General features: G+C 64.7%; 24 protein-coding genes. 13 read left to right on the top strand and 11 right to left on the bottom strand.

Annotated features, from left to right (window positions below; genetic code table 11):
- The first annotated feature begins 32 nt into the window (after window positions 1–32).
- From bioB to ACKLLE_RS17535, 9 genes are all read left to right on the top strand, one after another.
- Window positions 33–1091, top strand: a complete 1059-nt coding sequence (gene bioB, locus ACKLLE_RS17575; protein ID WP_420058634.1) for a biotin synthase BioB — start codon at window positions 33–35, stop codon at window positions 1089–1091.
- 7 nt (window positions 1092–1098) lie between these two features.
- Complete coding sequence (gene bioF, locus ACKLLE_RS17570) at window positions 1099–2271, top strand: 8-amino-7-oxononanoate synthase (RefSeq protein ID WP_064303012.1); 1173 nt, start codon at window positions 1099–1101, stop codon at window positions 2269–2271.
- Window positions 2264–2995: an alpha/beta fold hydrolase gene (locus ACKLLE_RS17565; protein WP_420058633.1), complete on the top strand. Its 732-nt coding sequence runs from the start codon at window positions 2264–2266 to the stop codon at window positions 2993–2995. The genes bioF and ACKLLE_RS17565 overlap by 8 nt, the downstream gene beginning before the upstream one ends.
- A complete protein-coding gene (bioC, locus tag ACKLLE_RS17560; protein ID WP_064303010.1) occupies window positions 2988–3812 on the top strand; it encodes a malonyl-ACP O-methyltransferase BioC in 825 nt (274 codons plus the stop codon). The genes ACKLLE_RS17565 and bioC overlap by 8 nt, the downstream gene beginning before the upstream one ends.
- Before the next feature lies 1 nt (window position 3813).
- Complete coding sequence (bioD, locus tag ACKLLE_RS17555; RefSeq protein WP_420058632.1) at window positions 3814–4494, top strand: dethiobiotin synthase; 681 nt, start codon at window positions 3814–3816, stop codon at window positions 4492–4494.
- A gap of 219 nt (window positions 4495–4713) precedes the next feature.
- A complete protein-coding gene (locus tag ACKLLE_RS17550) occupies window positions 4714–5010 on the top strand; it encodes a hypothetical protein (RefSeq protein WP_064303009.1) in 297 nt (98 codons plus the stop codon).
- A 262-nt stretch (window positions 5011–5272) separates the two neighbouring features.
- Window positions 5273–7078, top strand: a complete 1806-nt coding sequence (locus ACKLLE_RS17545) for a phenylacyl-CoA dehydrogenase (protein WP_064303008.1) — start codon at window positions 5273–5275, stop codon at window positions 7076–7078.
- A gap of 313 nt (window positions 7079–7391) precedes the next feature.
- Window positions 7392–8675 (top strand): GGDEF domain-containing protein, encoded by a 1284-nt coding sequence (locus tag ACKLLE_RS17540; RefSeq protein ID WP_064303007.1) that lies wholly within the window; start codon window positions 7392–7394, stop codon window positions 8673–8675.
- A 123-nt stretch (window positions 8676–8798) separates the two neighbouring features.
- Window positions 8799–10577, top strand: coding sequence for an acyl-CoA dehydrogenase C-terminal domain-containing protein (locus ACKLLE_RS17535; RefSeq protein ID WP_009404199.1), 1779 nt, complete (start codon window positions 8799–8801; stop codon window positions 10575–10577).
- A 240-nt stretch (window positions 10578–10817) separates the two neighbouring features.
- On the opposite strand, the gene ACKLLE_RS17530 is transcribed toward ACKLLE_RS17535, so the two are convergent.
- Entirely contained in the window at window positions 10818–11738 is a 921-nt protein-coding gene (locus ACKLLE_RS17530; protein ID WP_064303005.1) for a LysR family transcriptional regulator, read from the bottom strand.
- A gap of 228 nt (window positions 11739–11966) precedes the next feature.
- Between ACKLLE_RS17530 and ACKLLE_RS17525 the strand changes: the two genes are divergently transcribed.
- A complete protein-coding gene (locus ACKLLE_RS17525; protein ID WP_064303004.1) occupies window positions 11967–13229 on the top strand; it encodes an aspartate aminotransferase family protein in 1263 nt (420 codons plus the stop codon).
- Between the two features lie 147 nt (window positions 13230–13376).
- A complete protein-coding gene (locus ACKLLE_RS17520; protein ID WP_009404205.1) occupies window positions 13377–13535 on the top strand; it encodes a YqaE/Pmp3 family membrane protein in 159 nt (52 codons plus the stop codon).
- Window positions 13536–13628: 93 nt separating this feature from the next.
- On the opposite strand, the gene ACKLLE_RS17515 is transcribed toward ACKLLE_RS17520, so the two are convergent.
- From ACKLLE_RS17515 to ACKLLE_RS17470, 10 genes are all read right to left on the bottom strand, one after another.
- Entirely contained in the window at window positions 13629–15434 is a 1806-nt protein-coding gene (locus tag ACKLLE_RS17515) for a S9 family peptidase (RefSeq protein WP_420058631.1), read from the bottom strand.
- On the bottom strand, window positions 15400–16551 hold the full coding sequence (pqqE, locus tag ACKLLE_RS17510; protein WP_064303002.1) for a pyrroloquinoline quinone biosynthesis protein PqqE: 1152 nt from the start codon (window positions 16549–16551) through the stop codon (window positions 15400–15402). Before pqqE ends, ACKLLE_RS17515 begins: the two co-directional genes overlap by 35 nt.
- Window positions 16523–16798 (bottom strand): pyrroloquinoline quinone biosynthesis peptide chaperone PqqD, encoded by a 276-nt coding sequence (pqqD, locus tag ACKLLE_RS17505; protein WP_009404210.1) that lies wholly within the window; start codon window positions 16796–16798, stop codon window positions 16523–16525. The genes pqqE and pqqD overlap by 29 nt, the downstream gene beginning before the upstream one ends.
- A complete protein-coding gene (gene pqqC / locus ACKLLE_RS17500) occupies window positions 16795–17544 on the bottom strand; it encodes a pyrroloquinoline-quinone synthase PqqC (protein ID WP_009404211.1) in 750 nt (249 codons plus the stop codon). The genes pqqD and pqqC overlap by 4 nt, the downstream gene beginning before the upstream one ends.
- 11 nt (window positions 17545–17555) lie before the next feature.
- Window positions 17556–18467, bottom strand: a complete 912-nt coding sequence (gene pqqB / locus ACKLLE_RS17495) for a pyrroloquinoline quinone biosynthesis protein PqqB (RefSeq protein WP_009404212.1) — start codon at window positions 18465–18467, stop codon at window positions 17556–17558.
- 68 nt (window positions 18468–18535) lie between these two features.
- Window positions 18536–18607, bottom strand: coding sequence for a pyrroloquinoline quinone precursor peptide PqqA (gene pqqA / locus ACKLLE_RS17490; protein ID WP_003243383.1), 72 nt, complete (start codon window positions 18605–18607; stop codon window positions 18536–18538).
- 142 nt (window positions 18608–18749) lie between these two features.
- Complete coding sequence (gene pqqF, locus ACKLLE_RS17485) at window positions 18750–20900, bottom strand: pyrroloquinoline quinone biosynthesis protein PqqF (RefSeq protein ID WP_420058630.1); 2151 nt, start codon at window positions 20898–20900, stop codon at window positions 18750–18752.
- A gap of 41 nt (window positions 20901–20941) precedes the next feature.
- Window positions 20942–21739 carry a carbon-nitrogen hydrolase family protein gene (locus tag ACKLLE_RS17480; protein ID WP_420058629.1) on the bottom strand — a complete coding sequence of 266 codons (798 nt, stop codon included), beginning with the start codon at window positions 21737–21739 and terminating at the stop codon, window positions 20942–20944.
- Between the two features lie 13 nt (window positions 21740–21752).
- Entirely contained in the window at window positions 21753–23435 is a 1683-nt protein-coding gene (locus ACKLLE_RS17475; protein WP_064302999.1) for a flavin monoamine oxidase family protein, read from the bottom strand.
- A gap of 236 nt (window positions 23436–23671) precedes the next feature.
- Complete coding sequence (locus ACKLLE_RS17470; RefSeq protein ID WP_064302998.1) at window positions 23672–24133, bottom strand: Lrp/AsnC family transcriptional regulator; 462 nt, start codon at window positions 24131–24133, stop codon at window positions 23672–23674.
- 233 nt (window positions 24134–24366) lie between these two features.
- On the opposite strand from ACKLLE_RS17470, the gene ACKLLE_RS17465 reads away from it, so the two are divergent.
- Together ACKLLE_RS17465 and kdgD are read left to right on the top strand one after the other, a co-directional pair.
- Complete coding sequence (locus ACKLLE_RS17465) at window positions 24367–25167, top strand: AraC family transcriptional regulator (RefSeq protein ID WP_420058628.1); 801 nt, start codon at window positions 24367–24369, stop codon at window positions 25165–25167.
- 243 nt (window positions 25168–25410) lie between these two features.
- Window positions 25411–26322 carry a 5-dehydro-4-deoxyglucarate dehydratase gene (gene kdgD / locus ACKLLE_RS17460; protein ID WP_009404223.1) on the top strand — a complete coding sequence of 304 codons (912 nt, stop codon included), beginning with the start codon at window positions 25411–25413 and terminating at the stop codon, window positions 26320–26322.
- The last annotated feature ends 49 nt before the right edge of the window (window positions 26323–26371 follow it).

Genomic DNA, 26371 nt, shown 5'->3' with positions numbered 1-26371 from the left:
GCGCCAGTACAAGCCTAAACAAGGAAACACCCATGAGCGCCAGCACAACTGCAACGCTTCGTCACGACTGGTCCCTGGCCGAAGTCAAAGCCCTGTTCCAGCAGCCGTTCAACGACCTGCTGTTCCAGGCGCAGTCGGTGCATCGGGCGCATTTCGACCCCAATCGCGTCCAGGTTTCCACCCTGCTATCGATCAAGACTGGTGCCTGCCCGGAAGATTGCAAATATTGTCCGCAGTCCGGTCACTACAACACCGGCCTGGACAAGCAGAAACTGATGGAAGTGCAGAAGGTGCTGGAGGAAGCCGCCCGGGCCAAGGCCATCGGTTCCACCCGTTTCTGCATGGGCGCGGCGTGGAAACACCCGTCGGCCAAGGACATGCCCTACGTGCTGGAGATGGTCAAAGGGGTCAAGGCCATGGGCCTGGAAACCTGCATGACCCTCGGCCGCCTTGACCAGGAGCAGACTCAGGCCCTGGCCGACGCCGGTCTCGACTACTACAACCACAACCTCGATACCTCGCCGGAGTTCTACGGCAACATCATCACCACCCGCACCTACGCCGAGCGCCTGCAAACCCTGGCCTATGTGCGCGACGCCGGGATGAAGATCTGTTCCGGCGGCATCCTCGGCATGGGCGAGTCGCTGGATGACCGCGCCGGCCTGCTGATCCAGCTGGCCAACCTGCCGGAGCATCCCGAGTCGGTACCGATCAACATGCTGGTCAAGGTCGCCGGCACGCCGCTGGAAAACGCCGAGGAGGTCGATCCGTTCGATTTCATCCGCATGCTTGCGGTGGCGCGGATCCTCATGCCGCGGTCCCATGTGCGCCTGTCCGCCGGTCGCGAGCAGATGAACGAGCAGATGCAGGCGCTGGCCTTCATGGCCGGCGCCAACTCGATTTTCTATGGCGAGAAGCTGCTGACCACCGCCAACCCCCAGGCCGACAAGGACATGCGCTTGTTCGCCCGCCTCGGTATCCAGCCCGAAGCCCGCGAGGAGCATGCCGACGAGGTGCACCAGGCGGCCATCGAGCAGGCGCTGGTCGAGCAGAAGAGCAGCGAACTGTTCTACGACGCCGCATCGGCCTGAGGCCTGCATGAGCTTCGATCTTCGCGCGCGCCTCGAACAACGGCGCGCCGCTGACCTGTACCGTCAGCGTCCGTTGCTACAGAGTCCGCAGGGTCCGCAGGTGGTGGTGGACGGGCAGTCGCTGCTGGCCTTCTGCAGCAACGACTACCTGGGCCTGGCCAATCACCCCGAGGTGATCGCTGCCTGGCGTGCCGGCGCCGAACGCTGGGGCGTGGGCGGTGGCGCCTCGCACCTGGTGGTCGGCCACAGTACGCCGCATCACCAGCTGGAAGAAGCCCTGGCCGAGTTCACCGGACGCCCGCGAGCGCTGTTGTTCACCACCGGCTACATGGCCAACCTCGGCGCGGTCACCGCGCTGGTGGGGCAGGGCGACACCGTGCTGCAGGACCGTCTCAACCATGCGTCCCTGCTGGACGCCGGCCTGCTCAGCGGCGCACGTTTCAACCGCTACCTGCACAACGATGCCGACAGCCTCGACAAGCGCCTGGACAAGGCCGAAGGCAATACCCTGGTGGTGACCGACGGTGTCTTCAGCATGGACGGCAATATTGCCGACCTGCCCGAGCTGGTGAACCGTGCCCGGGCCAAGGGGGCCTGGCTGATGGTCGATGATGCCCATGGCTTCGGTACCTTGGGACGCAAGGGCGGTGGTGTGGCCGAGCATTTCGGCTTGAGCCTGGAAGAGCTGCCGGTACTGGTCGGCACCCTGGGCAAGGCCTTCGGCACCGCAGGCGCCTTTGTCGCCGGTAGCGAGGATCTGATCGAAAGCCTGGTGCAGTTCGCCCGTCCTTATATCTACACCACCAGCCAGCCTCCGGCGCTGGCCTGCGCGACCCTGAAAAGCCTGGCCCTGCTGCGCGACGAGCACTGGCGCCGCGAGCACCTGGCCGCGCTGATCGCCCAGTTCCGCGGTGGCGCCGAAGCGATCGGCCTGGAGCTGATGGACAGCTTCACGCCGATCCAGCCGATCATGATCGGCGATGCCGGGCGCGCCTTGCACCTGTCGCGGATGTTGCGCGAGCGCGGGCTGCTGGTCACCGCCATCCGTCCACCCACCGTGCCCGCCGGCAGCGCCCGCTTGCGTGTAACGCTAACGGCTGCGCACAGCGCCGCGCAGGTCCAGCTATTGTTGAATGCATTGGCCGAGTGCTATCCGCTGTTGGAGCCTGTCGATGCGTAACCATCTGATTCTTCTGCCGGGCTGGGGCCTGGGCAGCGCCGCGCTGGAACCGCTGGCGGCAAGCTTGAGGGCACAGGATGCCGGACTCCGGGTCGAACTGGCGGCCCTGCCCAGCCTGGTCAGCGACGACCCGCAAGCCTGGCTCGACGAACTGGACCGAAGGCTGCCCAAGGACACCTGGCTGGGTGGCTGGTCGCTGGGCGGCATGCTCGCTGCCGAGCTGGCGGCGCGGCGTGGCGATCACTGTTGCGGGCTGCTGACCTTCGCCAGCAACCTCAGCTTCGTCGCCCGCGCCGACTGGCCGGACGGCATGCCGCCGGACACCTTCGAGACCTTCGTGGACGGCTGTCGCAGCCATACGGCGGTGACGCTCAAGCGCTTCAAGTCGCTGTGCAGCGAGGGAGCCCAGGAGCCGCGCAGCGTGCTGCGGCAACTGGGCATCGGCGTGCCCGATACCGACCCGGTGCTGCTGGTCAAGGGCCTGGAGGTGCTCGGGCGCCTGGACACCCGTGCGGCATTGCAGGCCTATACCGGGCCGCAACTGCATTTGTTCGCCGGTTCCGACGAGCTGGTGCCGGCCCAGGCTGCCCGGGCCCTTAGCGAGTGGCTGCCGGATGTCGAGGTGGGCCTGGTCGAGGGGGCCTCCCACGCTTTCATCCTCGAATATCCGCAAGAGCTGGCAGCCAATATCAAGACCTTCCTGCACGAGAGTGGCGATGACTGATCTATCCCGACCGGCCCTGCCCGGCGCCTTGCCCGACAAGCGCCAGGTTGCCGCGTCCTTTTCCCGTGCCGCCGCCAGTTATGACAGCGTTGCCGAGCTGCAACGGGCGGTAGGCAGCCAGTTGCTGGAGCGTGTGCCGCAGGAACTGGTGCCGCGTTGCTGGATCGATCTCGGCAGCGGTACCGGGTACTTCAGCCGGGCGTTGCAGGGGCGTTATGCCGAGGGAGTCGGTGTGGCGGTGGATATCGCCGAAGGCATGCTGCGCCATGCCCGCGATGCAGGGGGCGCGGCGTATCACGTCGCTGGCGATGCCGAGCGCCTGCCGCTGCGCCCGGCCTGTGCCGACCTGGTGTTTTCCAGCCTTGCGGTGCAATGGTGCGCGGATTTTCGCGCCGTGCTGGGCGAGGCGCGCCGGGTGCTGCAACCTGGCGGCGTACTGGCGTTTTCCAGCCTGTGCGTCGGTACCTTGCAGGAGCTGCGGTCGAGCTGGGAGGCGGTGGACGGCCTGGTGCATGTCAATCGTTTCCGCCGCTTCGAGGATTACCAGCGCCTGTGCGGCGCAAGCGGGCTGGAGGTGCTCGAGCTGCGCGCACAACCCCATGTGCTGCACTACCCTGATGTGCGCAGCCTGACCCATGAACTCAAGGCCCTGGGTGCGCACAACCTCAATCCCGGGCGTCCCGCCGGGCTGACCGGGCGGGCGCGGATGCAAGGCTTGTTGCAGGCTTACGAGCGGTTTCGCCAGGCGCAGGGCCTGCCGGCGACCTACCAGGTGGTCTATGGCGTCTTGCGCAAGCCGCTGACGGAAGGGGAGTGAGATGAGCGCGGCCTACTTCATCGCCGGAACCGACACCGACGTCGGCAAGACCACCGTCGCCGCCGGGCTGTTGCATGCGGCGCAACTGGCCGGGCTCAGCACTCTGGGCGCCAAGCCGGTGGCCTCGGGCTGCGAGGTCACGCCCAAGGGGCTGCGCAACAGCGACGCCCTCGCGTTGATGGCGCAGAGCAGCGTCAAGCTGCCTTATGAGCGGATCAATCCCTTCGCTTTCGAACCGGCCATTGCCCCGCATCTGGCAGCGCGGGAGGCTGGCGTCGACCTGAGTGTGGCGGGCCTGCTCGGCCCCATGCGCGAGGTGTTGGCACAGGGCGCGGATTTCACCCTGATCGAAGGTGCCGGTGGCTGGCGCGTGCCGTTGTCCCATCATGCCAATCTGTCGGACCTGGCGATCGCCCTGAAACTGCCGGTGATCCTCGTGGTGGGCGTGCGGCTCGGCTGCATCAGCCATGCGTTGCTCAGCGCCGAGGCAATCGCCCGGGATGGCCTGCAATTGGCGGGGTGGGTCGCGAACATCGTCGATCCGCGGACCTCGCGACTGGAAGAGAACCTGGCCAGCCTGGCCGAGCGTCTGCCGGCACCGTGCCTTGGGCGGGTGCCGAAGTTGAAGATCGCCTCGGCGGAAGCGGTGGCGGAGCATTTGCAGATCGATCTTCTGGACTGACACGGACCCTGTGGGAGCGGGTTCACCCGCGATGACGATGGTAGGTTCACTAACGTAATCGCGGGTGAACCCGCTCCCACAGGGTCCGCGCATCCAGCAGGTCTGCTAGTTCCTCTCTATTGCAGCAGCCAACCCCATTAGTGTTTTTCAACGGCATTCCTTGCCTATCTCTGCTTCAATAGGCCACTGTATTGCCATCCCCTTTTCTGGAGTTTTGAAATGGAAATCTCGGGCAGTTCTGCATTCTATGCCGGCCTGGGCGCCATTCAGGCCGGACAGCAGCGCGTCGACCAGGCCGCCAGCCAGATCGCTAATAACACCGTGGAGCGGGCCGCCACCAGTCAATCCAGCGATTTCCAGGCCGAGCGCCTGCGCGCCGTGGATCGCAGCCAGCAGATGGACATGGCCACCGCCAGCGTCGAGCAGGCCTTGGGCAAGCATCAGGTCGAACTCGGTGTCAAAGTGGCCAAAGCATCGGACGAAATGCTCGGCACCTTGATCGATACCTACGCCTGAGGCGCGACGCCTCAGGCTTCATCTTTCTTCCCTACTCTTTATGCATCAGCGCCTTGGCTTTCCTGCCAGGCGTTCGGCTACCTGCTGCAAAGACTTTTCCTACGTTCGTAGTTCGTCTGGACGATGGCAGAAGTGTCATTGGCCGGGTGTTGACAAGGCATGGGCGTAAACGTATGTTTCAAACAATCGTTTGACCCCAAGGCCGAACTGCTCGGCGTGGTCTTTCAACCCAACCAGGATTCATCAGCAGAGGTTCATCGCTATGCCTGACTACAAAGCCCCCTTGCGTGATATTCGTTTCGTCCGTGATGAACTGCTCGGCTATGAAGCGCACTATCAGAGCCTGCCGGGTTGCCAGGACGCCACGCCGGACATGGTCGACGCCATCCTCGAAGAGGGCGCCAAGTTCTGTGAGCAGGTGCTGGCACCGCTGAACCGCGTGGGTGACCTGGAAGGCTGCACCTGGAGCGAATCCGGCGTTAAGACCCCGACCGGCTTCAAGGAAGCCTACAAGCAGTTCGTCGAAGGCGGCTGGCCGAGCCTGGCCCACGACGTCGAGCACGGCGGCCAGGGCCTGCCGGAGTCGCTGGGCCTGGCCATCAGCGAGATGGTCGGCGAGTCCAACTGGTCCTGGGGCATGTACCCGGGCCTGTCCCATGGCGCGATGAACACGCTTTCCGCCCACGGTACCGCCGAACAGCAGCACACCTACCTGAGCAAGCTGGTGACCGGCGAATGGACCGGCACCATGTGCCTGACCGAGCCGCATTGTGGTACCGACCTGGGCATGCTGCGTACCAAGGCCGAGCCCCAGGCCGACGGTTCCTACAAGGTTACCGGCACCAAGATCTTCATCTCCGCCGGTGAGCACGACATGGCCGACAACATCGTCCATATCGTCCTGGCCCGCCTGCCCGATGCACCAGCTGGCACCAAGGGCATTTCCCTGTTCATCGTGCCCAAGTTCCTGCCGAACGCCGAAGGTGGCGTGGGCGAGCGCAACACCGTTACCTGCGGTTCCATCGAGCACAAGATGGGTATCCACGGCAACGCTACCTGCGTGATGAACTTCGACGCGGCTACCGGCTTCCTGATCGGCCCGGCCAACAAGGGCCTGAACTGCATGTTCACCTTCATGAACACCGCTCGCCTGGGTACCGCGCTGCAAGGCCTGGCCCACGCCGAGGTGGCGTTCCAGGGTGGCCTGAAATATGCCCGCGACCGCCTGCAGATGCGCTCGCTGACCGGCCCGAAAGCGCCGGACAAGGCGGCCGACCCGATCATCGTGCACCCGGACGTGCGGCGCATGCTGCTGACCATGAAAGCCTTCGCCGAGGGTAACCGGGCGATGGTCTACTTCACCGCCAAGCAGGTGGACATCGTCAAGTACAGCCAGGACGAAGAAGAGAAGAAAAAGGCCGACGCGCTGCTGGCCTTCATGACCCCGATCGCCAAGGCGTTCATGACCGAGGTCGGCTTCGAAGCGGCCAACCACGGTGTGCAGATCTATGGCGGCCACGGCTTCATCGCCGAGTGGGGCATGGAGCAGAACGTACGCGACAGCCGTATCTCCATGCTGTACGAAGGCACCACCGGCATCCAGGCCCTCGACCTGCTGGGCCGCAAGGTACTGATGACCCAGGGCGAAGCGCTGAAGGGCTTCACCAAGATCGTGCACAAGTTCTGCCAGGCCCAGGAAGGCAACGAAGCCGTCAAGGAGTTCGTCGAGCCGCTGGCCGCGCTGAACAAGGAATGGGGCGAACTGACCATGAAGGTCGGCATGGCCGCCATGAAGGACCGCGAGGAAGTGGGTGCCGCCTCGGTGGACTACCTGATGTATTCCGGTTATGCCTGCCTGGCTTACTTCTGGGCCGACATCGCCCGCCTGGCGGCCGAGAAACTGGCTGCCGGCACCAGCGAGGAAGCCTTCTACACCGCCAAGCTGCAGACCGCGCGCTTCTACTTCCAGCGCATCCTGCCGCGTACCCGCACCCACGTGGCGACCATGCTGTCGGGCGCGAACAACCTGATGGCGATGGACGAGGAGCACTTCGGCCTGGCGTACTGAGTCATCCGCTTCAACGAAAAACGCCTGCCCTCACCGGCAGGCGTTTTTTTTCGCCCTCGAAAAGCTGGACGCGGACCCTGTGGGAGCGGGTTCACCCGCGATTGCGATAGTGAATCCAACATTGCAATCGCGGGTGAACCCGCTCCCACAGGGTCCGCGTACCGCTTTCGGAATTGATCCAGCAAATGAGCTTCAAGCTCCAGCCCTTTGGTGCCGTTAAATAAATTGGCGCCAAAATTTCATCTATTCATGTGCATTATCGATACAGTAAAGGCACAATGACATTATCGATCTGCTAGATCGGAGAGTTCCCTTGTTTCGTTTGTCTGCTGTACGCCTGAGTCACTTCCTCCCCGGGGCCTTCCTCCTGCTGTCCGGGCTCGCCGCTGCCTACGTGCGCGATCTGTCGGTGTTCTTTACCTCGCTGTTCAACGTCCTGCCCACCCTGGTGCTGCTGCTCGGCGGTGCCTACTGCGCGGTGTATCGCCGGCAGCGCGAGCTGTTCCTGATGATCACCGTGTACATCGCCTACTACCTGCTGGATACCCAGACCGACTTCTACCGCGACCACGGCCGCGTGCGCGAGGACGCGGCCGTGGTGTTCCACCTGGTGTGCCTGCTGCTGCCGATGCTGTTCGCCCTGTTCGGCGCCTGGCAAGAGCGTACCCATCTGTTCCAGGACATGGTGGCGCGCTTCGCCGTGCTGCTGGCGGTGGGCAGCGTGGCGCTGGGCCTGGAGCAGAGTTACCCGCAGGCACTGCTGAACTGGCTGGCGGAAATCCGCTGGCCGGCGCTGCATGGGCAGTGGATGAGCTTGATCCAGATGTCCTACCCGGTGTTCTTCCTTGCCTTCGTGGTGCTCGTGGTGCAGTACCTGCGCGAGCCACGGCCCTTGCACGCGGCGCAGATCATCGGCCTGGTCGGGATCTTCTGGATGCTGCCGCAAACCTTCATCCTGCCGTTCACCCTGAACATCATGTGCAGTCAGGTGATGCTGATGATCGCTGCGTCGGTGTCCCACGAGGCCTACCAGATGGCCTTCCGCGACGAGCTGACCGGCCTGCCGGGGCGACGCGCGCTGAACGAGCGCATGCAGCGCCTGGGGCGCAACTACGTGCTGGCGATGACCGACGTCGACCACTTCAAGAAATTCAACGATACCCATGGCCACGATGTCGGCGACCAGGTGCTGCGCCTGGTCGCGAGCAAGCTGTCCAAGGTCACCGGCGGCGGTCGCGCCTATCGCTACGGTGGCGAGGAGTTCTGCCTGGTTTTCGCCGGCAAGACCCTGGAAGAGTGCATCCCGCACCTGGAAGCCGTGCGCGAGATGATCGCCAACTACGCTATCCAGCTGCGCAACCAGGAGAGCCGCCCGCAGGATGACCAGCAGGGCCGCCAGCGCCGCGGCACGGCGGGCAGCGGCAGTGTGTCGGTGACGGTCAGCGTCGGCGTGTGCGAGCGCCATCCCGAGCACCGCACTCCTGAAGAAGTGCTCAAGGCCGCCGACCAGGCGCTCTACGCAGCCAAGGGCGCAGGGCGTAACTGCGTGATGGCCCACGGGCAAAGAGAGAAGAGGGGAGCCTTGCGCGTGGCGTGACCGAAACTGACTTGTCGGTCTTTAGATGACCCTATGTGTCGCAAAAGTTGTTCGGTTACACTCCAAGACCTTAGTACCGGTCCCTTGCGGGATTGCCCACGACTCAAGGTGTGAGAGGTTGCCATGGCTGACTACAAAGCGCCGCTGCGCGATATGCGCTTCGTTCTCAACGAAGTTTTCGAAGTCTCGAAACTGTGGGCAGCCCTGCCCGGACTGGCTGACGCGGTGGACGAAGACACCGCCCTGGCCGTGCTGGAGGAAGCCGGCAAGGTTACCGCCAAGACCATCGCCCCGCTGAGCCGCGCCGCCGACGAAGAAGGCTGCCACTGGGATAACGGTGCGGTGCGCACGCCGGCCGGCTTCATCGACGCCTATCGCACCTACGCCGAAGGTGGCTGGGTCGGTGTCGGTGGCGATCCGGTGTACGGCGGCATGGGCATGCCCAAGGTGATCTCGGCCCAGGTCGAGGAAATGGTCAACTCGTCGAGCCTGGCCTTCGGCCTGTACCCGATGCTGACCGCCGGCGCCTGCCTGTCGATCAATGCCCACGCCAGCGAAGAGCTGAAGGAAAAATACCTGCCGAACATGTACGCCGGGGTCTGGGCCGGTTCCATGTGCCTGACCGAGCCTCACGCCGGCACCGACCTGGGCATCATCCGCACCCGCGCCGAGCCGCAGGCGGACGGCAGCTACAAGGTCAGCGGGACCAAGATCTTCATTACCGGCGGCGAGCACGACCTCACCGAGAACATCATCCATCTGGTGCTGGCCAAGCTGCCGGACGCGCCGGCGGGGCCGAAGGGCATCTCGCTGTTCCTGGTGCCCAAGTTCCTGGTCAACGCCGACGGCAGCCTGGGCGAGCGCAACCCGGCCAATTGCGGTTCGATCGAGCACAAGATGGGTATCCAGGCGTCGGCCACCTGCGTGATGAACTTCGACGCCGCCGTCGGCTATCTCGTCGGCGAGCCGAACAAGGGCCTGGCGGCCATGTTCACCATGATGAACTACGAGCGCCTGGGTGTCGGTATCCAGGGCCTGGCCTCGGCGGAGCGCTCTTACCAGAACGCCATCGAATACGCCCGTGACCGCCTGCAAAGCCGTGCCCCGACCGGGCCACAGGCCAAGGACAAGGTCGCCGACCCGATCATCGTCCACCCGGACGTGCGTCGCATGCTGCTGACCATGAAGGCGCTGAACGAAGGTGGCCGCGCCTTCTCCACCTACGTCGCCATGCAATTGGACACCGCCAAGTACAGCGAGGACGCCAGCACCCGCAAGCGCGCTGAAGACCTGGTGGCGCTGCTGACCCCGGTGGCCAAGGCCTTCCTCACCGACCTCGGGCTGGAGAGTGCCGTGCATGGCCAGCAGATCTTCGGTGGCCACGGCTATATCCGCGAGTGGGGCCAGGAACAGCTGGTACGTGATGTGCGCATCACCCAGATCTACGAAGGCACCAACGGCATTCAGGCCCTGGACCTGATGGGGCGCAAGATCGTCGGCAGCGGCGGTGCGTTCTACAAGTTGTTCGCCGACGAGATCCGCCATTTCACCGCTACCGCCGGCAGTGACCTTGGTGAGTTCGTCAAACCGCTGAATGCTGCGCTGGATGACCTGGATGCCCTGACCGCCTGGGTACTGGACCGGGCCAAGGGCAATCCGAACGAGATCGGCGCGGCGTCGGTCGAGTACCTGCACGCCTTCGGCTATGTCGCCTACGCCTACATGTGGGCGCTGATGGCGCGCACGGCGCTGGCGAAGCAGGGCGAAGAGGACTTCTACGCCAGCAAGCTGGGCACCGCACGCTTCTACTTCGCCCGCCTGTTGCCGCGCTTGCAGTCGCTGTGCGCGTCGGTCAAGGCTGGCAGCGAGTCGCTGTACCTGCTGGAGGCCGAGCAGTTCTGAGGTGAAAGCGTCATGTAAGCATTTGCTTACATGACGTGGTGACGTTTGGCGTCTTCTCTAGGATTGGATCCGAAGTTAATCTTCTTTCCATGGACGAAGCGCAGGACGCGCAAAGTACATCACAAGGACGGAACGAAGGAAGCCTGCCCGGGACGGTGGGACGAAAGGGAAGTCAAAGGGAAACAGTCTGAGAAAACCTCGCTTCGGCGGGGTTTTCTTTTGCCTGCGTTTTTTCTCCGGCTAGCCAAGCACGTCCAGCGCTGAAACGCCCATCTGCCGCGGATCGATCTCTTCTTCCAGCAACGTGCGCAGCAGTTCCACCGAGGCCTGCTGGCGCTGCGCATCGCGAAACACCAGGCCGACCTTGAGCGGCACCCGTGGCTCGCTCAATGGCTTCCACAGCAGTTCGTGATCCTCCGAGGCCTCCCGCGCACGCCCCGGCAGCACCGTGGCCAGCGAGGTATGGTGCAGGCTGTCGAGAATCCCGCCCATGTTGTTCATTTCCGCCTGTACCTGTGGACGCCGCCCGAGGTTGGCCAGTTGGCCTTGCCAGATCTGCCGCACCTGGAATTCCTCGCCGAGAAGGATCATCGGCAGTTCCGCCGCCTGCTTCAGCGAGACCTTCTTGAATTCGCGCAGCGGGTGGGTGGCGGGAATCACTACCTGCAACTCGTCCTCGTACAACAGCAATCCGTGCAGCCCCGGCTGGCGTGGCGGCAGGTAGCTGATGCCGATATCCAGGCTGCCGTTGAGCAGGCGTCGTTCGATTTCCTGGCCTGACAATTCGTAGATCTGCACCACAAGGTGCGGCTGCGCCTTGCGCACCCGGTCGAGCAGTTGCGGAACCATGCTCGGCCGCACCGTCTGCAGTACGCCGATGGCCAGGGTGCGCAGGGCCTGGCCCTGGAAATTGCGCAGGGCGTCGCGGGCCCGCTGCATGCCGTCGAGCAAGGGCAGGGCATGGTTGTACAGGGTGTGCGCGGCAAGGGTCGGCAGCAGGCGCTTGTTGCCCCGTTCGAACAGGCTGACATCGAGGCTGTGCTCGAGCTGGCGGATCTGCTGCGACAGCGCCGGCTGGGACAACGACAGGCGTTCGGCGGCCCGGCCGACATGGCCTTCTTCATACACCGCGACGAAATATCGCAGTTGGCGGAAATCCATAAGGTTTACTTATCGAAAATGCTCGAAAAACGAAATGGCCCGGAGGCCGGCGGAAGCCTACTCTACGCCCGTATTCACGAGGTTTACAGGCCCAGAGGGCGCAATGAGCAGCGTACAGGTGGATGGCGTTTACATAGGCAAGGCTAAACCTCGGTGGGAGCATGCTGGCTTGAGGAAACGGGTGGATCGTCCGGCCCTGTCGTCACGCTGGCTGGAAGGGCTGCGCGCATGAACCTGTTCAATCTGCGTCGCCAGCTGGCTCCCGTGGTCGATGTCGCGCCGCTGCCGGGTGAACCCGTCGATCCGTTGTCGCGGGAATGCCTGATGCCGAGCAAGCAACTGGCCGAGCAGGTTTTCGTTCGTGGCCAGGGTTCCTGGCTATGGGATAGCGAAGGCCGGGCATTTCTCGACTTTACCCAGGGCAATGCGGTCAACAGCCTCGGGCATAGCCCCAAGGTGCTCGTGCAGGCCCTGAGCGGCCAGGCGCAGGCGCTGATCAACTCCGGGGCCGGCTTTCATAACCGCGAGCATCTGAAGCTGGTCAACCTGCTCTGCCAGAGCACCGGCAGCGACCAGGCCCATCTGCTCAACAGCGGTGCGGAAGCCTGCGAGGGCGCGATCAAGCTGGCGCGCAAATGGGGCCAGCTGCATCGTAATGGCGCCTACCACATCATCAGCGCCAGCCAGGGCAGCCATGGCCGTAGCCTCGGCACCCTGGCCGCCTCGGACCCGCTGCCGTGCAACCGCTGCGAGCCAGGCCTGCCGGGTTTCAGCAAGGTGCCGTTCAACGACCTGGCGGCGCTGCACGCGGCAGTGGACTCGCGCACCGTGGCGATCATGCTCGAGCCGATCCAGGGCGAAGCCGGAGTGATCCCGGCGACCCGGCATTACCTCAAGGGGGTCGAGCGCCTGTGTCGCGAACTGGGGATCCTGCTGATCCTCGATGAGGTGCAGACCGGCATGGGCCGCTGCGGTGCCCTGCTGGCCGAGCAAACCTATGGCGTGCGCGCCGATATCCTCACCCTGGGCAAGGGCCTGGGCGGCGGTGTGCCACTGGCTGCGCTGCTGGCCCGCGGCACGGCGTGTTGCGCAGAAGCCGGCGAACTGGAAGGCAGCCATCACGGCAATGCATTGATGAGTGCTGCGGGGCTGGCCGTGCTGGAAACCGTGCTTGAGCACGGCTTCCTCGACCAGGTGGGCGCTGCCGGCCGTCACCTGCGTGATGGCCTCAGCCGTCTGGCCGGGCGCTACGGCCTGGGCGAGGTGCGTGGGCAGGGTTTGCTCTGGGGGCTGGAGCTGCATGAGCCGTTGGCGGCACAAGTGGTCAAGGCGGCACGCCAGGAAGGTCTGCTGCTCAATGCGCCGCAAGCCAGTGTGTTGCGCTTCTCGCCGGCGCTGACCGTCAGCCACGGCAATATCGACGAGATGCTCCTGCGCCTGGCCCGGGCCTTCGCCCGGGTGCATACCGCGCAGCTCGGCAGCCGCTCGTAAACGAATTCAAAGAACCGTCTCGCGTTCCTGCGCGTCGCCCCGGGCCTGTTGTTTTTGGTCCGGGGCGTTTTTTGTGCGCGGGAAACAAGCGGAACCGTCCGGGCTGGGCCAGAGTCAGTATGAGGACACTACTTTGGGAGCTTTGCCATGGACCTGATTCGTATCATCTTCGCCATTCTCCTGCCTCCGCTGGGTGTGTTCCTGCAGGTCGGCTTCGCCGGTGCGTTCTGGCTGAATATCCTGCTGACCCTGCTGGGCTACATCCCGGGGATCGTGCATGCGGTGTATATCATCGCCAAGCGATAGAAGGCATACACAATACCCTGTGGGAGCGGGTTTACCCGCGATTACGTCGGTGATTTCACTACCGCAATCGCGGGTGAACCCGCTCCCACAGGGTCAGCTTTCGAGGATCCTGCTGTAGAACTTCCATTCCTCTTCCAGCGCATGCGCCAGGTTCGCCGCCGTCCTGAAGCCATGCCTTTCGGTCGGATAGAAATGGCCCTCGGCCTCGATGCCGTTGTCCTTCAACGCCTTCAGCATCGCGCGTGTCTGCTCCGGCACCACCACCGCATCCAGTTCGCCCTGGAAGAAGATCACCGGCACGCGGATATTGCCCGCATGCAATAGCGGCGTGCGTTCGCGGTAGCGCTCGATATCCCGCTCGGGATCGCCGATCAGCCAGTCCAGATAATCGCCTTCGAACTTGTGGGTGGCCCTGGCCAGTGCCAGCGGGTCGCTCACGCCGTACAGGCTGGCACCGCCGCGGAACACATCCTCGAAGGCCAGGGCGCAGAGCGTGGTATAGCCGCCGGCACTGCCGCCACGAATGAACGCCTGGTACGGATCGATCAGCCCTTCACTAGCCAGGTACAGCACCGCCGCGCAGGCATCCTCGACATCCACCTTGCCCCAGCGCAGGTGCAGCGCCTGGCGATAGGCCCGGCCATAGCCGCTGCTGCCGCGATAGTTGAGGTCGGCCACGGCAAAGCCACGCTGGGTCCAGTACTGGATACGCGGGTCGAGCACCGGATAACAGGCCGAAGTCGGCCCGCCATGGACGAACACCACCAGCGGCGCAGGCTTGCTGCCGTTCATCGCCGGATAGAAGAAACCATGGGCCTCGCCGTCGCCGCTGGGATAGCTGAAACCGCGCGGCTTGCTGATGCGCGCGGCCGGCAGGGGCTGCACGCCGCCGGCCAATACCTGCACCGAGTGATTGCGGCGGTCGATGGCGATCACTGCCGCCGAATGCAGCGGCGAGGCGGCGACGGCGTAGATGAAGTGGTCGTCTAGGTCCAGGCAGCGCAAGCGGCTGTATTCGCTGTCGATCGTGGTCAGTTCGCCGTCGCGCTTGCGCAGGCCGAGGCGGGAGAAACCCTGCTCGAACCAGGTGGCGAGATAACCATCGTCCAGCGCCAGCCAGGTGCTGGCGCCCAGTTGCCATGGCGCCGCGGCGTGGTCGGCATCGCAGCTCGGCAACGCCTGCCAGCCTTGCGCGGTCTCGCCCCACGGCTGCCAGAAACCATTGAGATCGGACAGGCAATACAGCCGCCCTTCGCGGTCGAAACGCGGCTGCTGCAGGGATTGCGCCGGGCCCTGGTCACCCGCGACGCAGCGGACTTCGGCGTTAGCTTCGCGGATATACAGGCGGGTCGCGGTCCAGGGTTGGTCCGGTCGGCTCCATTCGATCCAGGCCAGGCGCTGGCCGTCGTCGCTCAGGGTTGGCGAGGCATAGAAGTCGGCGCCCTCGGCGAGGATCTCGCGTCGGCCTTGGCTGATCGCGACCAGACGGTGCTCCTTGCCGCTTTCCTCGACGGCCAGCACTCGCCCGCCGGCCCAGACCAGGTCGCCGTAACGTCGCTCGCCCTGGGTCAAGGCCAGCGGTTGACCGCCGTCCAGTACCTGGCGATACAGCTGCTGGTCCGCCTCGTTGACGAAGAACACCTCGTTCTCGCCCAGGCAGAACGAACGTCCGCCGTACTCATACACCCGGCTGCGTACGCTGAACCCGTCCGGGGTCAGGCAGCGGGCCTGGCCGTTGCGCCATTGCCAGATACGGCAGGCACCGTCACGAGGACGGAACTCGTTCCAGAACAGGCCATCGCGGCCAGCCTTCAGTTCGGCGAAATCGGTGCCGGCGGCGACGGCCTGGTCGGCGCTGAAGCGCTCAGCCGCGGGCGATAAGTCGTGAGGTGCGCTCATTGCGGAAAGTCATCTCCTCGATGGTCAGGGTGGCGGTCTCGGCCTCCTCCCTGGCGGCGAGGATGATGCCGTGGTCCGCCGACTTGGAGCATACCGGATCGGCCTTGCTGGCATCGCCGGTGAGCATGAACGCCTGGCAGCGGCAGCCGCCGAAATCCCGCTCCTTTTCGTCGCAGGAGCGGCAGGGTTCGGGCATCCAGTCGTAACCCCGGTAGCGGTTGAAGCCGAAGGAGTCGTACCAGATGTGCTGCATGCTGTGCTCGCGCACGTTGGGGAACTGCACCGGCAGTTGCCGCGCGCCATGGCAGGGCAGGGCGGTGCCGTCCGGGGTGACCGTGAGGAACACGCTGCCCCAGCCGTTCATGCAGGCCTTGGGCCGTTCTTCATAGTAGTCCGGGGTAACGAAAATGAGCTTGCACGGGTTGCCTTCGGCCTTGAGCCGTTCGCGGTACTCGTTGGTAATGCGCTCGGCACGCTCCAGCTGGGCCTTGGTGGGTAGCAAGCCGAGCCGGTTCAGGTGGGCCCAGCCGTAGAACTGGCAGGTGGCGAGTTCGACGAAGTCGGCTTCCAGGGCGATGCACAGCTCGATGATGCGGTCGATGCGATCGATGTTGTGCCGGTGGGTGACGAAGTTGAGCACCATCGGATAACCGTGGGCCTTCACCGCCCTGGCCATTTCCAGCTTCTGCGCGAAAGCCTTCTTCGAGCCGGCGAGCAGGTTGTTCACTTGCTCGTCGCTGGCCTGGAAGCTGATCTGGATATGATCCAGGCCGGCTTTCTTGAACGTGGCGATCTTCTCTTCGCTGAGGCCGATGCCGGAGGTGATCAGGTTGGTGTAGTAACCCAGGCGCCGGCCTTCGCCGATCAGCTCGGCGAGGTCCTGGCGCACCAGCGGCTCGCCACCGGAAAAGCCCAGCTGGGCGGCGCCCATTTCCCGCGCCTCGGCCATCACCTTGAACCACTGCTCGGTGCTCAGCTCCTTGCCCTGTTCGGCGAAGTCCAGCGGGTTGGAGCAATACGGGCACTGCAGCGGGCAACGGTAGGTCAGTTCGGCCAGCAGCCACAGCGGCAGGCCGACCTCGGGCCTCTCACTCAAGGTTGATCCAGTGTTCGGCACGGGCCACCTCCATGAATTGCTCGATGTCTTCGGGAAGCTCGGGCACCCCCGGGAATTTCTCGTCGAGCAAGGCGATGATCGCTGCCACGTCGCGCTCGCCGTCGATCAGCTCGCCGATCAGCGCGGCGCTCTCGTTGAGCTTGATCATGCCCTCGGGGTACAGCAGGACGTGGGCCTTCTGCGCCGGTTCGTACTGGAAACGGTAGCCGGGACGCCAGCGCGGGGTCAGGTGACGGTCGAAGCTCATAGCGCGATCCCCTTGTGCCAGACCCGCTCGCTGGTGACGCTGTGGTAAGGCGGGCGGTCGAGTTCGTAGGCCATGCTCATGGCGTCGAGCATGCTCCACAGGATGTCCAGCTTGAACTGGAGTATTTCCAGCATACGCTGCTGCCCCTCCACCGTCGTGTAGTGCTGCAGGGTGATGCTCAGGCCGTGCTCGACATCGCGTCGCGCCTGGCTCAGGCGGGTCCGGAAGTAGCTGTAGCCGGCCGGGTCGATCCACGGGTAATGCTGCGGCCAGGTGTCCAGGCGCGATTGGTGGATCTGCGGGGCGAACAACTCGGTCAGCGAGCTGCTCGCCGCCTCCTGCCAACTGGCGCGGCGGGCGAAGTTGACGTAGGCATCGACGGCGAAGCGTACGCCGGGGAGTACCAATTCCTGGCTGCGCAACTGGTCCGGATCCAGGCCGACGGCCTGGCCGAGACGCAGCCAGGCCTCGATGCCACCGTCCTCGCCGGGAGCACCGTCGTGGTCGAGCAGGCGCTGGATCCACTCGCGGCGAACTTCCCGGTCCGGGCAGTTGGCGAGGATCGCCGCGTCCTTCAGCGGGATGTTCACCTGATAGTAGAAACGGTTGGCGACCCAGCCCTGGATCTGCTCGCGGGTCGCACGGCCCTCGTACATCGCCACGTGATACGGGTGGTGGATGTGGTAGTAGGCGCCCTTGGCGCGCAGCGCCTGTTCGAATTCGGCGGGGGACATCGGTTGGCTCATGGCGGCGGCTCCTAGAGGGTGATGCTCATGCCGTCGAAGGCGACTTCCACGCCACGGCGGTGCAGCTCGGCGCGCTCGGCCGAGTCCTCGTCGAGAATCGGGTTGGTGTTGTTGATGTGGATAAGCACCTTGCGCTGTTCAGGGAAGGCTTCGAGCACTTCGAGCATGCCGCCGGGGCCGTTCTGCGGCAGGTGGCCCATCTCCGTGCCGGTGCGGGTGCCGACGCCGCGGCGCTGCATTTCGTCGTTATCCCACAGGGTGCCGTCCACCAGCAGCACGTCGGCATCGTGCATGCGCTGCAACAGGCCGGCATCGACCTTGCCCAGGCCTGGGGCATAGAAGAGTTTGCCGCCGGTGCGCAGGTCTTCGACCATCAGCCCGAGGTTGTCGCCGGGATGCGGGTCGAAGCGGTGCGGGGAATAGGGCGGCGCGGCACTGCGCAGCGGGAACGGGCTGAAGCGCAGGTTGGGACAGGCTTCGATGGTGAAGCTGGCATCCAGCTCGATGCGGTTCCAGACCAGGCCGCCATTCCAGTGTTCGAGCATGTTGAACAGCGGAAAGCCGGTGGTCAGGTCCTGGTGGACCATCTCCGTGCACCAGACCTGGTGCGGGCAGCCTTCGCGCAGGCTGAGCAGGCCGGTGGTGTGGTCGATCTGGCTATCGAGCAGGACGATCGCGTCGATGCCGGTGTCGCGCAGGGCCCGGGCCGGTTGCATGGGCGCGAAGCCTTGCAGTTGGGCACGGATATCCGGCGAGGCGTTGCACAGGATCCAGTGCTCGCCGTCATCGGACAGGGCGATGGACGACTGGGTGCGGGCCGTAGCGCGCAGGCTGCCATCGCGGTAACCCTTGCAGTTGGCGCAGTTGCAGTTCCACTGCGGGAATCCTCCGCCGGCGGCGGAACCTAGAATCTGGATGTACATGGCTTGCTCCCGCCGCGTCCGAAAATGAAAACGCCCCGGCTGGCCGAGGCGTCGTACCGCAAAAAGGCTTAGCGATTCGCGAAGTACATGGTCACTTCAAAGCCGATACGCAGGTCAGTGTATGCAGGTTTGGTCCACATGGGATTACTCCTTCCGGATAGGTCAGGTGAGGGACAGCTACTCATTTAGTCCATCCCCGGGAATGAAGGGTTCACATCGCCGGGATAGCGCAATCCTACTAGATTTTTTGTACTGGATGGTTAATCAAGGGTGAAAGGTCTTTTACCTGGACGGTAAGAATCCTGGCGCGGCGGGGCCGTTGGCGAGGATCAGCCAGTGCCTGCCGCTGGCAAGATCGGCCCGGGCGCGGTCGATATCGGGCTGCCGGAGCTGCCTGATCCGCGCGGCGAGCCCCTGCGGATCAGCCTGGTCGCCGCCCGCCAGGTGCGCTTGCCAGAGCCATTCGGCCAGATCTGCATTGGGCATGACCGCTGCGTGGAACTGCGCGGCGAGGTTGTCGCGCGAGGCCTCTGGCAGCAGGGCGGGACGGGCGAAGAAATCACCCAGGTGGCCAAGTATTTCAGCGTGGCTGGCGCCGGGCGATTGCACGCCGAACATCAGGCCGCTGTAGCCATGAACCTGACGGAAGGCGCTGAACACTGCATAGCCCAGTTGCAATTCGCTGCGCAGGCGCTGGTAGAACGGGCCCTGGATCAGGTGGGCGAGCAGGCGGCCTGCGGCTTCGTCGGCAACCGGGACGAACAGCAGCAGGGCCTGCTCGCCGCCGCTTTCACCGCACTGCTGCCATTGACTGGGCAGGAGGCGTGGACGGGATGGTTTGTACGGCGTACCAGCGAGGCGACCGAGCAGGTGATTCAAGGCATTGCCTGCCGCTGCGTCGAAGCCTGTTGCCAGCGCAGTCCAACCGGGCTGGCCTGCGCCTGCCAGGACGTGGGGCAGCTGCTGCATCAATTGTCGGAGCGGGATCAGCGGCGGCTCGGCAGACGCACCGACGGCCGGCGGATGCTCGAGCGTCCTCAGTGCCTGCTCGACCACGGCAAGCACCATGGCCGGTGCGCCACAGCAGCGCAGTTGCCAGGTGTTGGCGCTGCGCGTCCAGTCGAGCTCAACCCCGATGCGCTTGGCACGCTCGCTCAAGGGCTTGAGCACATCGCGCAGGTGTTCGGCCTGCCAGCGAATGTACAACGCGGCGTATTCGCCGGAGGCCGGAAGCACCGAACTGTAGGCCAGGCCGGCCGGCACCGGCGTGCCTGGCGTTTGCGCCACGACCGCCGACAGCAGTGGCTCCGGCTCCGGGAACTGCCATGGATGCCGGGATTCGCCGGGGTATTCCGGCACGATCGGCACTCCGTCGTCGCGTCTTGCCAGCTCCAGTGCACCGGGCGAGCGGCAGGCTTGCAGGCGTTGGTACTCCAGCAACAGGGCGCTGTGGTCGGCCTTGCCGAAGAAGGCCAGCCAGTCGCGGATCAGCCGTTCCACCTCTGTCCTGTCCGCTGTTGCCGAGAGCCGGGCCTTGAGGTGCAGCAGGGCCTGGCCGGCGAACCGGTACAGCACGGTAAAGGCGAAGTCTTGCAGCCAGCCGCGCTCGCGCAGTTCATGCCCCAGCCCGCCCGGACGGCTGTCAGTGATCCAGGTGGTGAGGTAATCGAAGGAGGCGTTGTCGGGCAGATCCTCGTGGGCGAGCAGCACATCCAGCTGGCCTTCGATCTGCCCGGGCTGCAGCGGCCCGTCGAGCAGTGGCGGTGCCGCACTCTGCCTGACCTTTTCGCCTGGTGCGAACAGTGCGCCGAACTGCCGCGCCAGCGCTTCCAGCGGTTGTGGCCCGCTCAAGGTCAGGATGATCTGCCCGGCCTGGTAGAACTGCCGATGGAATCCGGCCAGCGCTTGCTGAAACGCCGCCTCGTGGATCGGCAACGAGTCCCGGTTGCCGGCATGGAACCCGCTCAACGGATGCTGCGCCGAGACGCTGCGCAGCAATGCGTACTGTCGCTGCGCCTCGGCATTGGCCGACCAGGCGACCCACTCGGCATGGATCACTTCGCGTTCGGCTGCTTGTCGCTCCAGCGTCAGCAGCGGATGCGCGAGCATGTCGCAGAGCCGCTCCAGCGCGCCGGACATCGCCGTTGGCGGCACCTCGAAGAAGAACTCGGTGTGGCGCTCCCGGGTGCTCGCATTGAGCTGCCCGCCCTGGCTCTGGACGAAGCGCATCAGCCCGTCTTCCACCGGAAAGCGTGCCGTGCCGAGGAACAACAGATGTTCGAGGAAGTGCGCCAGGCCGGGATAGGCCGGCGGGGCATCATGACTGCCGGCTTCGACCCTCAGCAGCGCTGCGCAGCGCTTGAGGTGCGGGGCATGCCATAGCCTGACCCGCAGGCCGTTGCTCAGGACGAGGTGCTGGAGGGTGCTGGACATGACGGCTCCGAAACGCGCAAGCCGTCATGCTAGCGGATAAATCAATTCCGTGGCGCGCTATGCAGTTCGGCACGCAGGTCCTGCAGATAGGGGCTGCTGGCACGGCCTTCATGCACCCGGTGCAGGTCGATATCCGCCGTGAGCAGGGCGCTGTCGCGCCCGGCCATGGCCAGGATGCTGCCGTCCGGGCCGACGATGCTGCTGTGGCCGCAGTACTGGATCTCGCCTTCGGCACCGCAGTAGTTGGCATAGACCAGGTAGCACTGGTTCTCGTGGGCGCGGCTGCGCACGGTAACCTGGCAGATGAAGTCGAACGGCTCCATGTTCGCCGTCGGCACCAGGATCAGCTCGGCGCCGTCACGGGCCAGGCGGCGGGCGTTCTCCGGGAATTCGATGTCGTAGCAGATCAGCATGCCGACCTTCCAGCCATTCAGTTCCACTACCGGGAAGTGATTGGGTCCGGGGCTGAACATGCTGCGGTCGAGTTCACCGAACAGGTGGGTCTTGCGGTAGTTGGCGAGGCGGCTGCCACCAGCGTCGATCAACTGCACGCTGTTGTAGATCCGCTGGTCCTCGCCGCGTTCCGGGTAGCCGTAGACGATGGCGATGGCGTTGCCCCGGGCAATGTCCGCGACGCGGCGGGCCGAGGGACCCTCCGCCTTTTCCGCCAGCCGGGCCACCGCGTCGCTGCCGATGTTGTAGCCGCTGACGAACATTTCCGGGCACACCAGCAGTTCGGCGCCCTGGCTGGCGGCGAGCTGGGCCTGGTGCTCCAGGCGCTCCAGGTTGCCGGAAAGGTCCAGCGGCTGTGGCGAGCCCTGGTAGAGGGCGATACGCATGGGCAATCTCCTGTCAGTCGGGAAGGGCGATCGGGCCGATCTCGTTGAATACATCGCCCGGGCCGGGGTTGTCCGGGTGGGTGCGGCCACCGAAGTGGTTCATGATGCCCCAGACCGCGTTCAAGGAGGTCTGCACCGCGCCTTCGACCCAGGCCGGGGTCCAGGATACATCGTCGCCGGCAATGAAGATGCCGCGCTGTTCGACGGGCATGTCCTGCTGCATGAAGTGGGCGTACATGCGCTGGTTATAGCGGTAGTGGCCGGGAAGGGCGCCCTTGAAGGCGCCGAGGAAGTACGGGTCGGCTTCCCAGGACACGGTGATCGGGTCGCCGATGATATGCCCGGCGATATCCAGCTTCGGGTAGATCTTCTTCAGTGCGTCGAGAGCCAGCTTGACGCGCTTTTCCACCGGGTGCGGGAGCATCTTCAGGGCGTCGCTCATCCACGAGTACGACAGGCAGATCACCCCCGGTTTATCGTCGCCATTGTCGAACAGGTAGGTGCCGCGGGTCAGGCGGTCGGTGAGGGTCATGCTCATCAGGTCGCGACCGGTTTCCGGGTCCTTGTCCTTCCAGAACGGGCGATCGACCATCACGAAGGTCTTCGACGACTGCATGTAGCGGGTGCGGTCCAGGGCCATCCACATTTTCTGCGAGAACAGCGATTCCTCGCATTCGATCTGGGTGGTCAGCAGCCAGCTCTGGCAGGTGGTCAGCACCGCAGCGTAATGGCGCGTGTCACCCCAGTTGTCGGTAACCGCCAGGCTGCCGTCCTCGTTGCGGGCGATGCGCTTGACCCCGGGGCGCGGTGCGCCTCGGTGCAGCGAGGCCAGGCTGGTGCCTTCCGGCCAATGGGCGCAGCGCTGCGGCACATGTTTCCAGATGCCCAGCGGTACCTGCTCGACGCCGCCGACGATCAGGTGCTGGTGGTCGTCGCAATTGGTCATGACCACGCGGAAGATTTCCAGCATCGAGTTGGGGAAGTCCGAGTCCCAGCCGCCGGTGCCGAAGCCGACCTGGCCGAACACTTCGCGGTGCAGGAAGCTGAGTTTGGCGAAGGCTTTCGAGGTGGCGACGAAGTCGTAGAAGGTGCGGTCGTCCCATAGCGGGACCAGGGTGTTCCACAGTTCCTTCAGGCGCGGTACGTCGCGGTCGCGGATGGCCTGCTGGATATCGCCGAAGCGCGCACCGTCCTCCAGGGCATCGGCCCAGGCGTCGGCGACTTCCTGGAACAGGGCCGGCAGGTCGGCGGCTTTTTCGGCGTACCAGGTCTTGCCTTCGAGGTCGATCACCGTGCTGCCGGAGGCCGGGGTCAGGGGGTTGGGGAACGGCCTGGTCTGCAGGCCGAGCTTGTCGACGTAGTGATAGAACGCCGTCGATGACACCGGGAAGCGCATGCCGCCCAGCTCGGCGACGATGCCCTCGGTACCGGCAAAGGCTTGCGAGCGCAGGCGGCCGCCCATCTTCGAGGCCTCGTAGACGACGGGCTTGAGGCCGAGTTTCATCAATTCATACGCCGCCACCAGGCCCGCGATGCCGGCACCGACGATCGCCACCTCCTCGCCATGGCGCTCGGCCGGGATGCTGCCGAGGCCGGCAGGGTGCTCGATCCAGTCGTCGAAGGCGAAGGGAAAGTCGGGGCCGAAGATGGTAACGGGCTTCTTGCCATCGGCGGGGTGGCGGTTGTTCTTGTTCATGAGGAGACCTGCCAGGGGGCTGGGGAGCCTGAGTATAGGAAATGCCTGGTGGTCAATTTTAGGGAGGTGGGTGTTCGTAATTAAGATGCAGAGTGTTGTCGTTTTGTGATGTTTTGAGGCGATATGACGATGATCAATGACAAGATGACGGACCCTGTGGGAGCGGGTTCACCCGCGATGGCGGTGCTGGGCTCACTGACGCCATCGCGGGTGAACCCGCTCCCACAGGGTCCGCCTCAAAGTGGCTGCCCCCGATCGACCTTGCTGCTGAGGATGATGGAGGTCGTGGTCTTCTCCACCCCCTCCAGGCTGCCGATCTGGTCCAGCAGCTGATCCAGCTGCTCCGGCGAGTCACTTCTCAGCCACGCCACATAATCGAATTCTCCGCTCACCGCGCACAGCTGCTGCACCTGGCCCATGGCACTCAGCCGCCGCACGATCTCGCGCCCGGCGCGGGGCTGTACGGTGATACCCACATAGGCCTGCAAGCCGCCATCGATGACGCGCTGCCCGAGGCGCACGCCATAGCCGCTGATGACCTTGCCCTTCTCCAGGCGCGCAATCCGCGAGGTCACCGTGGTCCGCGCGATGCCCAGCTGGCGGGCGAGGGTGGCGACGCTTTCGCGGGCGTTGATCTGCAAGGCGGCGATCAACTGGCGGTCGATTTCGTCGAGGGCGAGGGTGCGGCTATCGGACATGGATTTCTCAAGGGCAAGGCGCGGACCCGCCCAGTGTACTCAACCCGCCGCCTTGAAGCAGTGCTCAAGCCCCGGGAACTGCCCTGCCGGCACCCTTGCGCTGGCGGAGGGCGGGAATGTTCAGGCGGCCTTGGCCGATCTGCGTGCTCATTGACGAAACTCCTGTTGTTCAACCAGACCCGACGCAGGCTAACATCGGTCTCTGTGGCTCACTTGAGCAAAGGGGAGGATCAATGCAGCAAGCGGGACAAGACCTCGTACCACCCGTGCCAGAGCAGCTGGAGCGGCCGGTGCACGGGCGCATGTTCGACATCCCGGCGGGTTACCGGATCGAGATGCACAGCCATGAGTGGGTGCAGTTCACCTACGCCGGCGCCGGGAGCATGCAGGTGCTGACCGAACAGTACAATTTCCTCCTGCCGCCGCAGTGCGGCATGTGGATTCCCGCCGGCTTGCGCCACACCGTCTACAGCGAGCGCGCCCTGGCTTTTCGCAGCCTGTACCTGAGCGACGCCGTGCTCAACGGCTACCGTCGCGAATGCTCGGTGGTGCAGGTGACGCCGTTGGTGCGCGAACTGATCGAGAAGGCCAGCGGCTTCGGCAACGACTATCCGGAACAAGGCCCGCAGGCGCGGCTGTTGCAGGTGCTGGTGGACGAGATTCGCGAGTTGCCGGAGGCGCCCTTCAGCCTGCCGCTGCCCAGCGATCCGCGCCTGCGGCGGATCACCGACGCCTTGCAGATGAGCCCGGAAGACAACCGCAGCATCGAGGACTGGGCGCAGCAGGTGGGCGCCTCGCGCCGGACCCTGGCGCGGCTGTTCAAAGCCCAGACACAGATGCCCTTCCAGACCTGGCGCCAGCGCCTGCGTCTTCTGGCCGCGCTGCCGATGCTGGAGCAGGGCGGCAGCGTCACGGCGGTGGCCAACGAGCTGGGTTATGACTCGGTGTCGGCCTTTATCGCCTTGTTCCAGCGCCAGTACGGCGAAACGCCGGGGGCCTTCAAGTCGGCGAGCATGCGACGCGCTGGGGCTTAGTATGCTCATGAGGTTGTACGATAACGTGCCGGTGCTGGTGCTTGGGTGCAAGGTACTGCCCGGCATTTTCGCCCCGCTGGACCGCCTTTTCGGGGATGGAAAAGGGATGAGTGGTCGGTTGAGATCGGATGACTGGTGGATTTAGCCTGTTTCAGGGGCTAGTCATCGTACAACTTGTACGATAACCTACATCCACTTCGATATTCCTTTTCTCCACCAAAGCGCCACAGGATGCCTACAACAATGACCCCACAAGAACTGCGCACCGTCCTCTCCCATGGCTTGCTGTCTTTCCCTGTCACCGACTTCAACGCCCAGGGCGACTTCCACCAGGCCGGCTACATCAAGCGTCTGGAATGGCTCGCCCCGTACGGCGCCACTGCCCTGTTCGCCGCCGGCGGTACCGGTGAGTTCTTCTCCCTGGCTGCCAGCGAATACAGCCAGGTAATCAAGACCGCCGTCGATACCTGCGCCGGCTCCGTGCCGATCCTCGCCGGCGTTGGCGGCTCCACCCGCCAGGCCATCGAATACGCCCAGGAAGCTGAGCGCCTTGGCGCCAAGGGCCTGCTGCTGCTGCCGCACTACCTGACCGAAGCCAGCCAGGACGGCGTTGCTGCCCATGTGGAAGCGGTGTGCAAATCGGTGAAGATCGGCGTGGTGGTCTACAACCGCAATGTCTGCCGCCTGAACGCCGTGCAACTGGAACGTCTGGCCGAGCGCTGCCCGAACCTGGTCGGCTACAAGGACGGCCTGGGTGACATCGAGCTGATGGTGTCGATTCGTCGCCGCCTGGGTGATCGCTTCAGCTACCTGGGTGGCCTGCCGACCGCCGAGGTTTATGCTGCTGCCTACAAGGCCCTGGGCGTGCCGGTCTACTCGTCCGCGGTGTTCAACTTCGTGCCGAAAACCGCGATGGACTTCTACAACGCCATTGCCCGTGACGACCACGCCACCGTTGGCAAGCTGATCGACGATTTCTTCCTGCCGTACCTGGAACTGCGCAACCGCAAGGCCGGCTACGCCGTCAGCATCGTCAAGGCCGGTGCCAAGATCGCCGGTTACGACGCAGGCCCGGTACGTACCCCGCTGACCGACCTGACCCCTGAAGAATTCGAGCTGCTGGCAGCCCTGATGGACAAGATGGGCCCGCAATAAGCGTGACCCCGCGGCCTGCCAAAAGCCGCGCACCGGAGCGGGAAGCCCG

The sequence above is a fragment of the Pseudomonas bharatica genome (genome assembly GCF_048586865.1).
Taxonomy (GTDB): Bacteria; Pseudomonadota; Gammaproteobacteria; order Pseudomonadales; family Pseudomonadaceae; genus Aquipseudomonas; species Aquipseudomonas bharatica.
The sequence above is the reverse complement of the archived record's forward strand: the minus strand, read 5'-3'. Positions and strand labels throughout refer to the sequence as shown.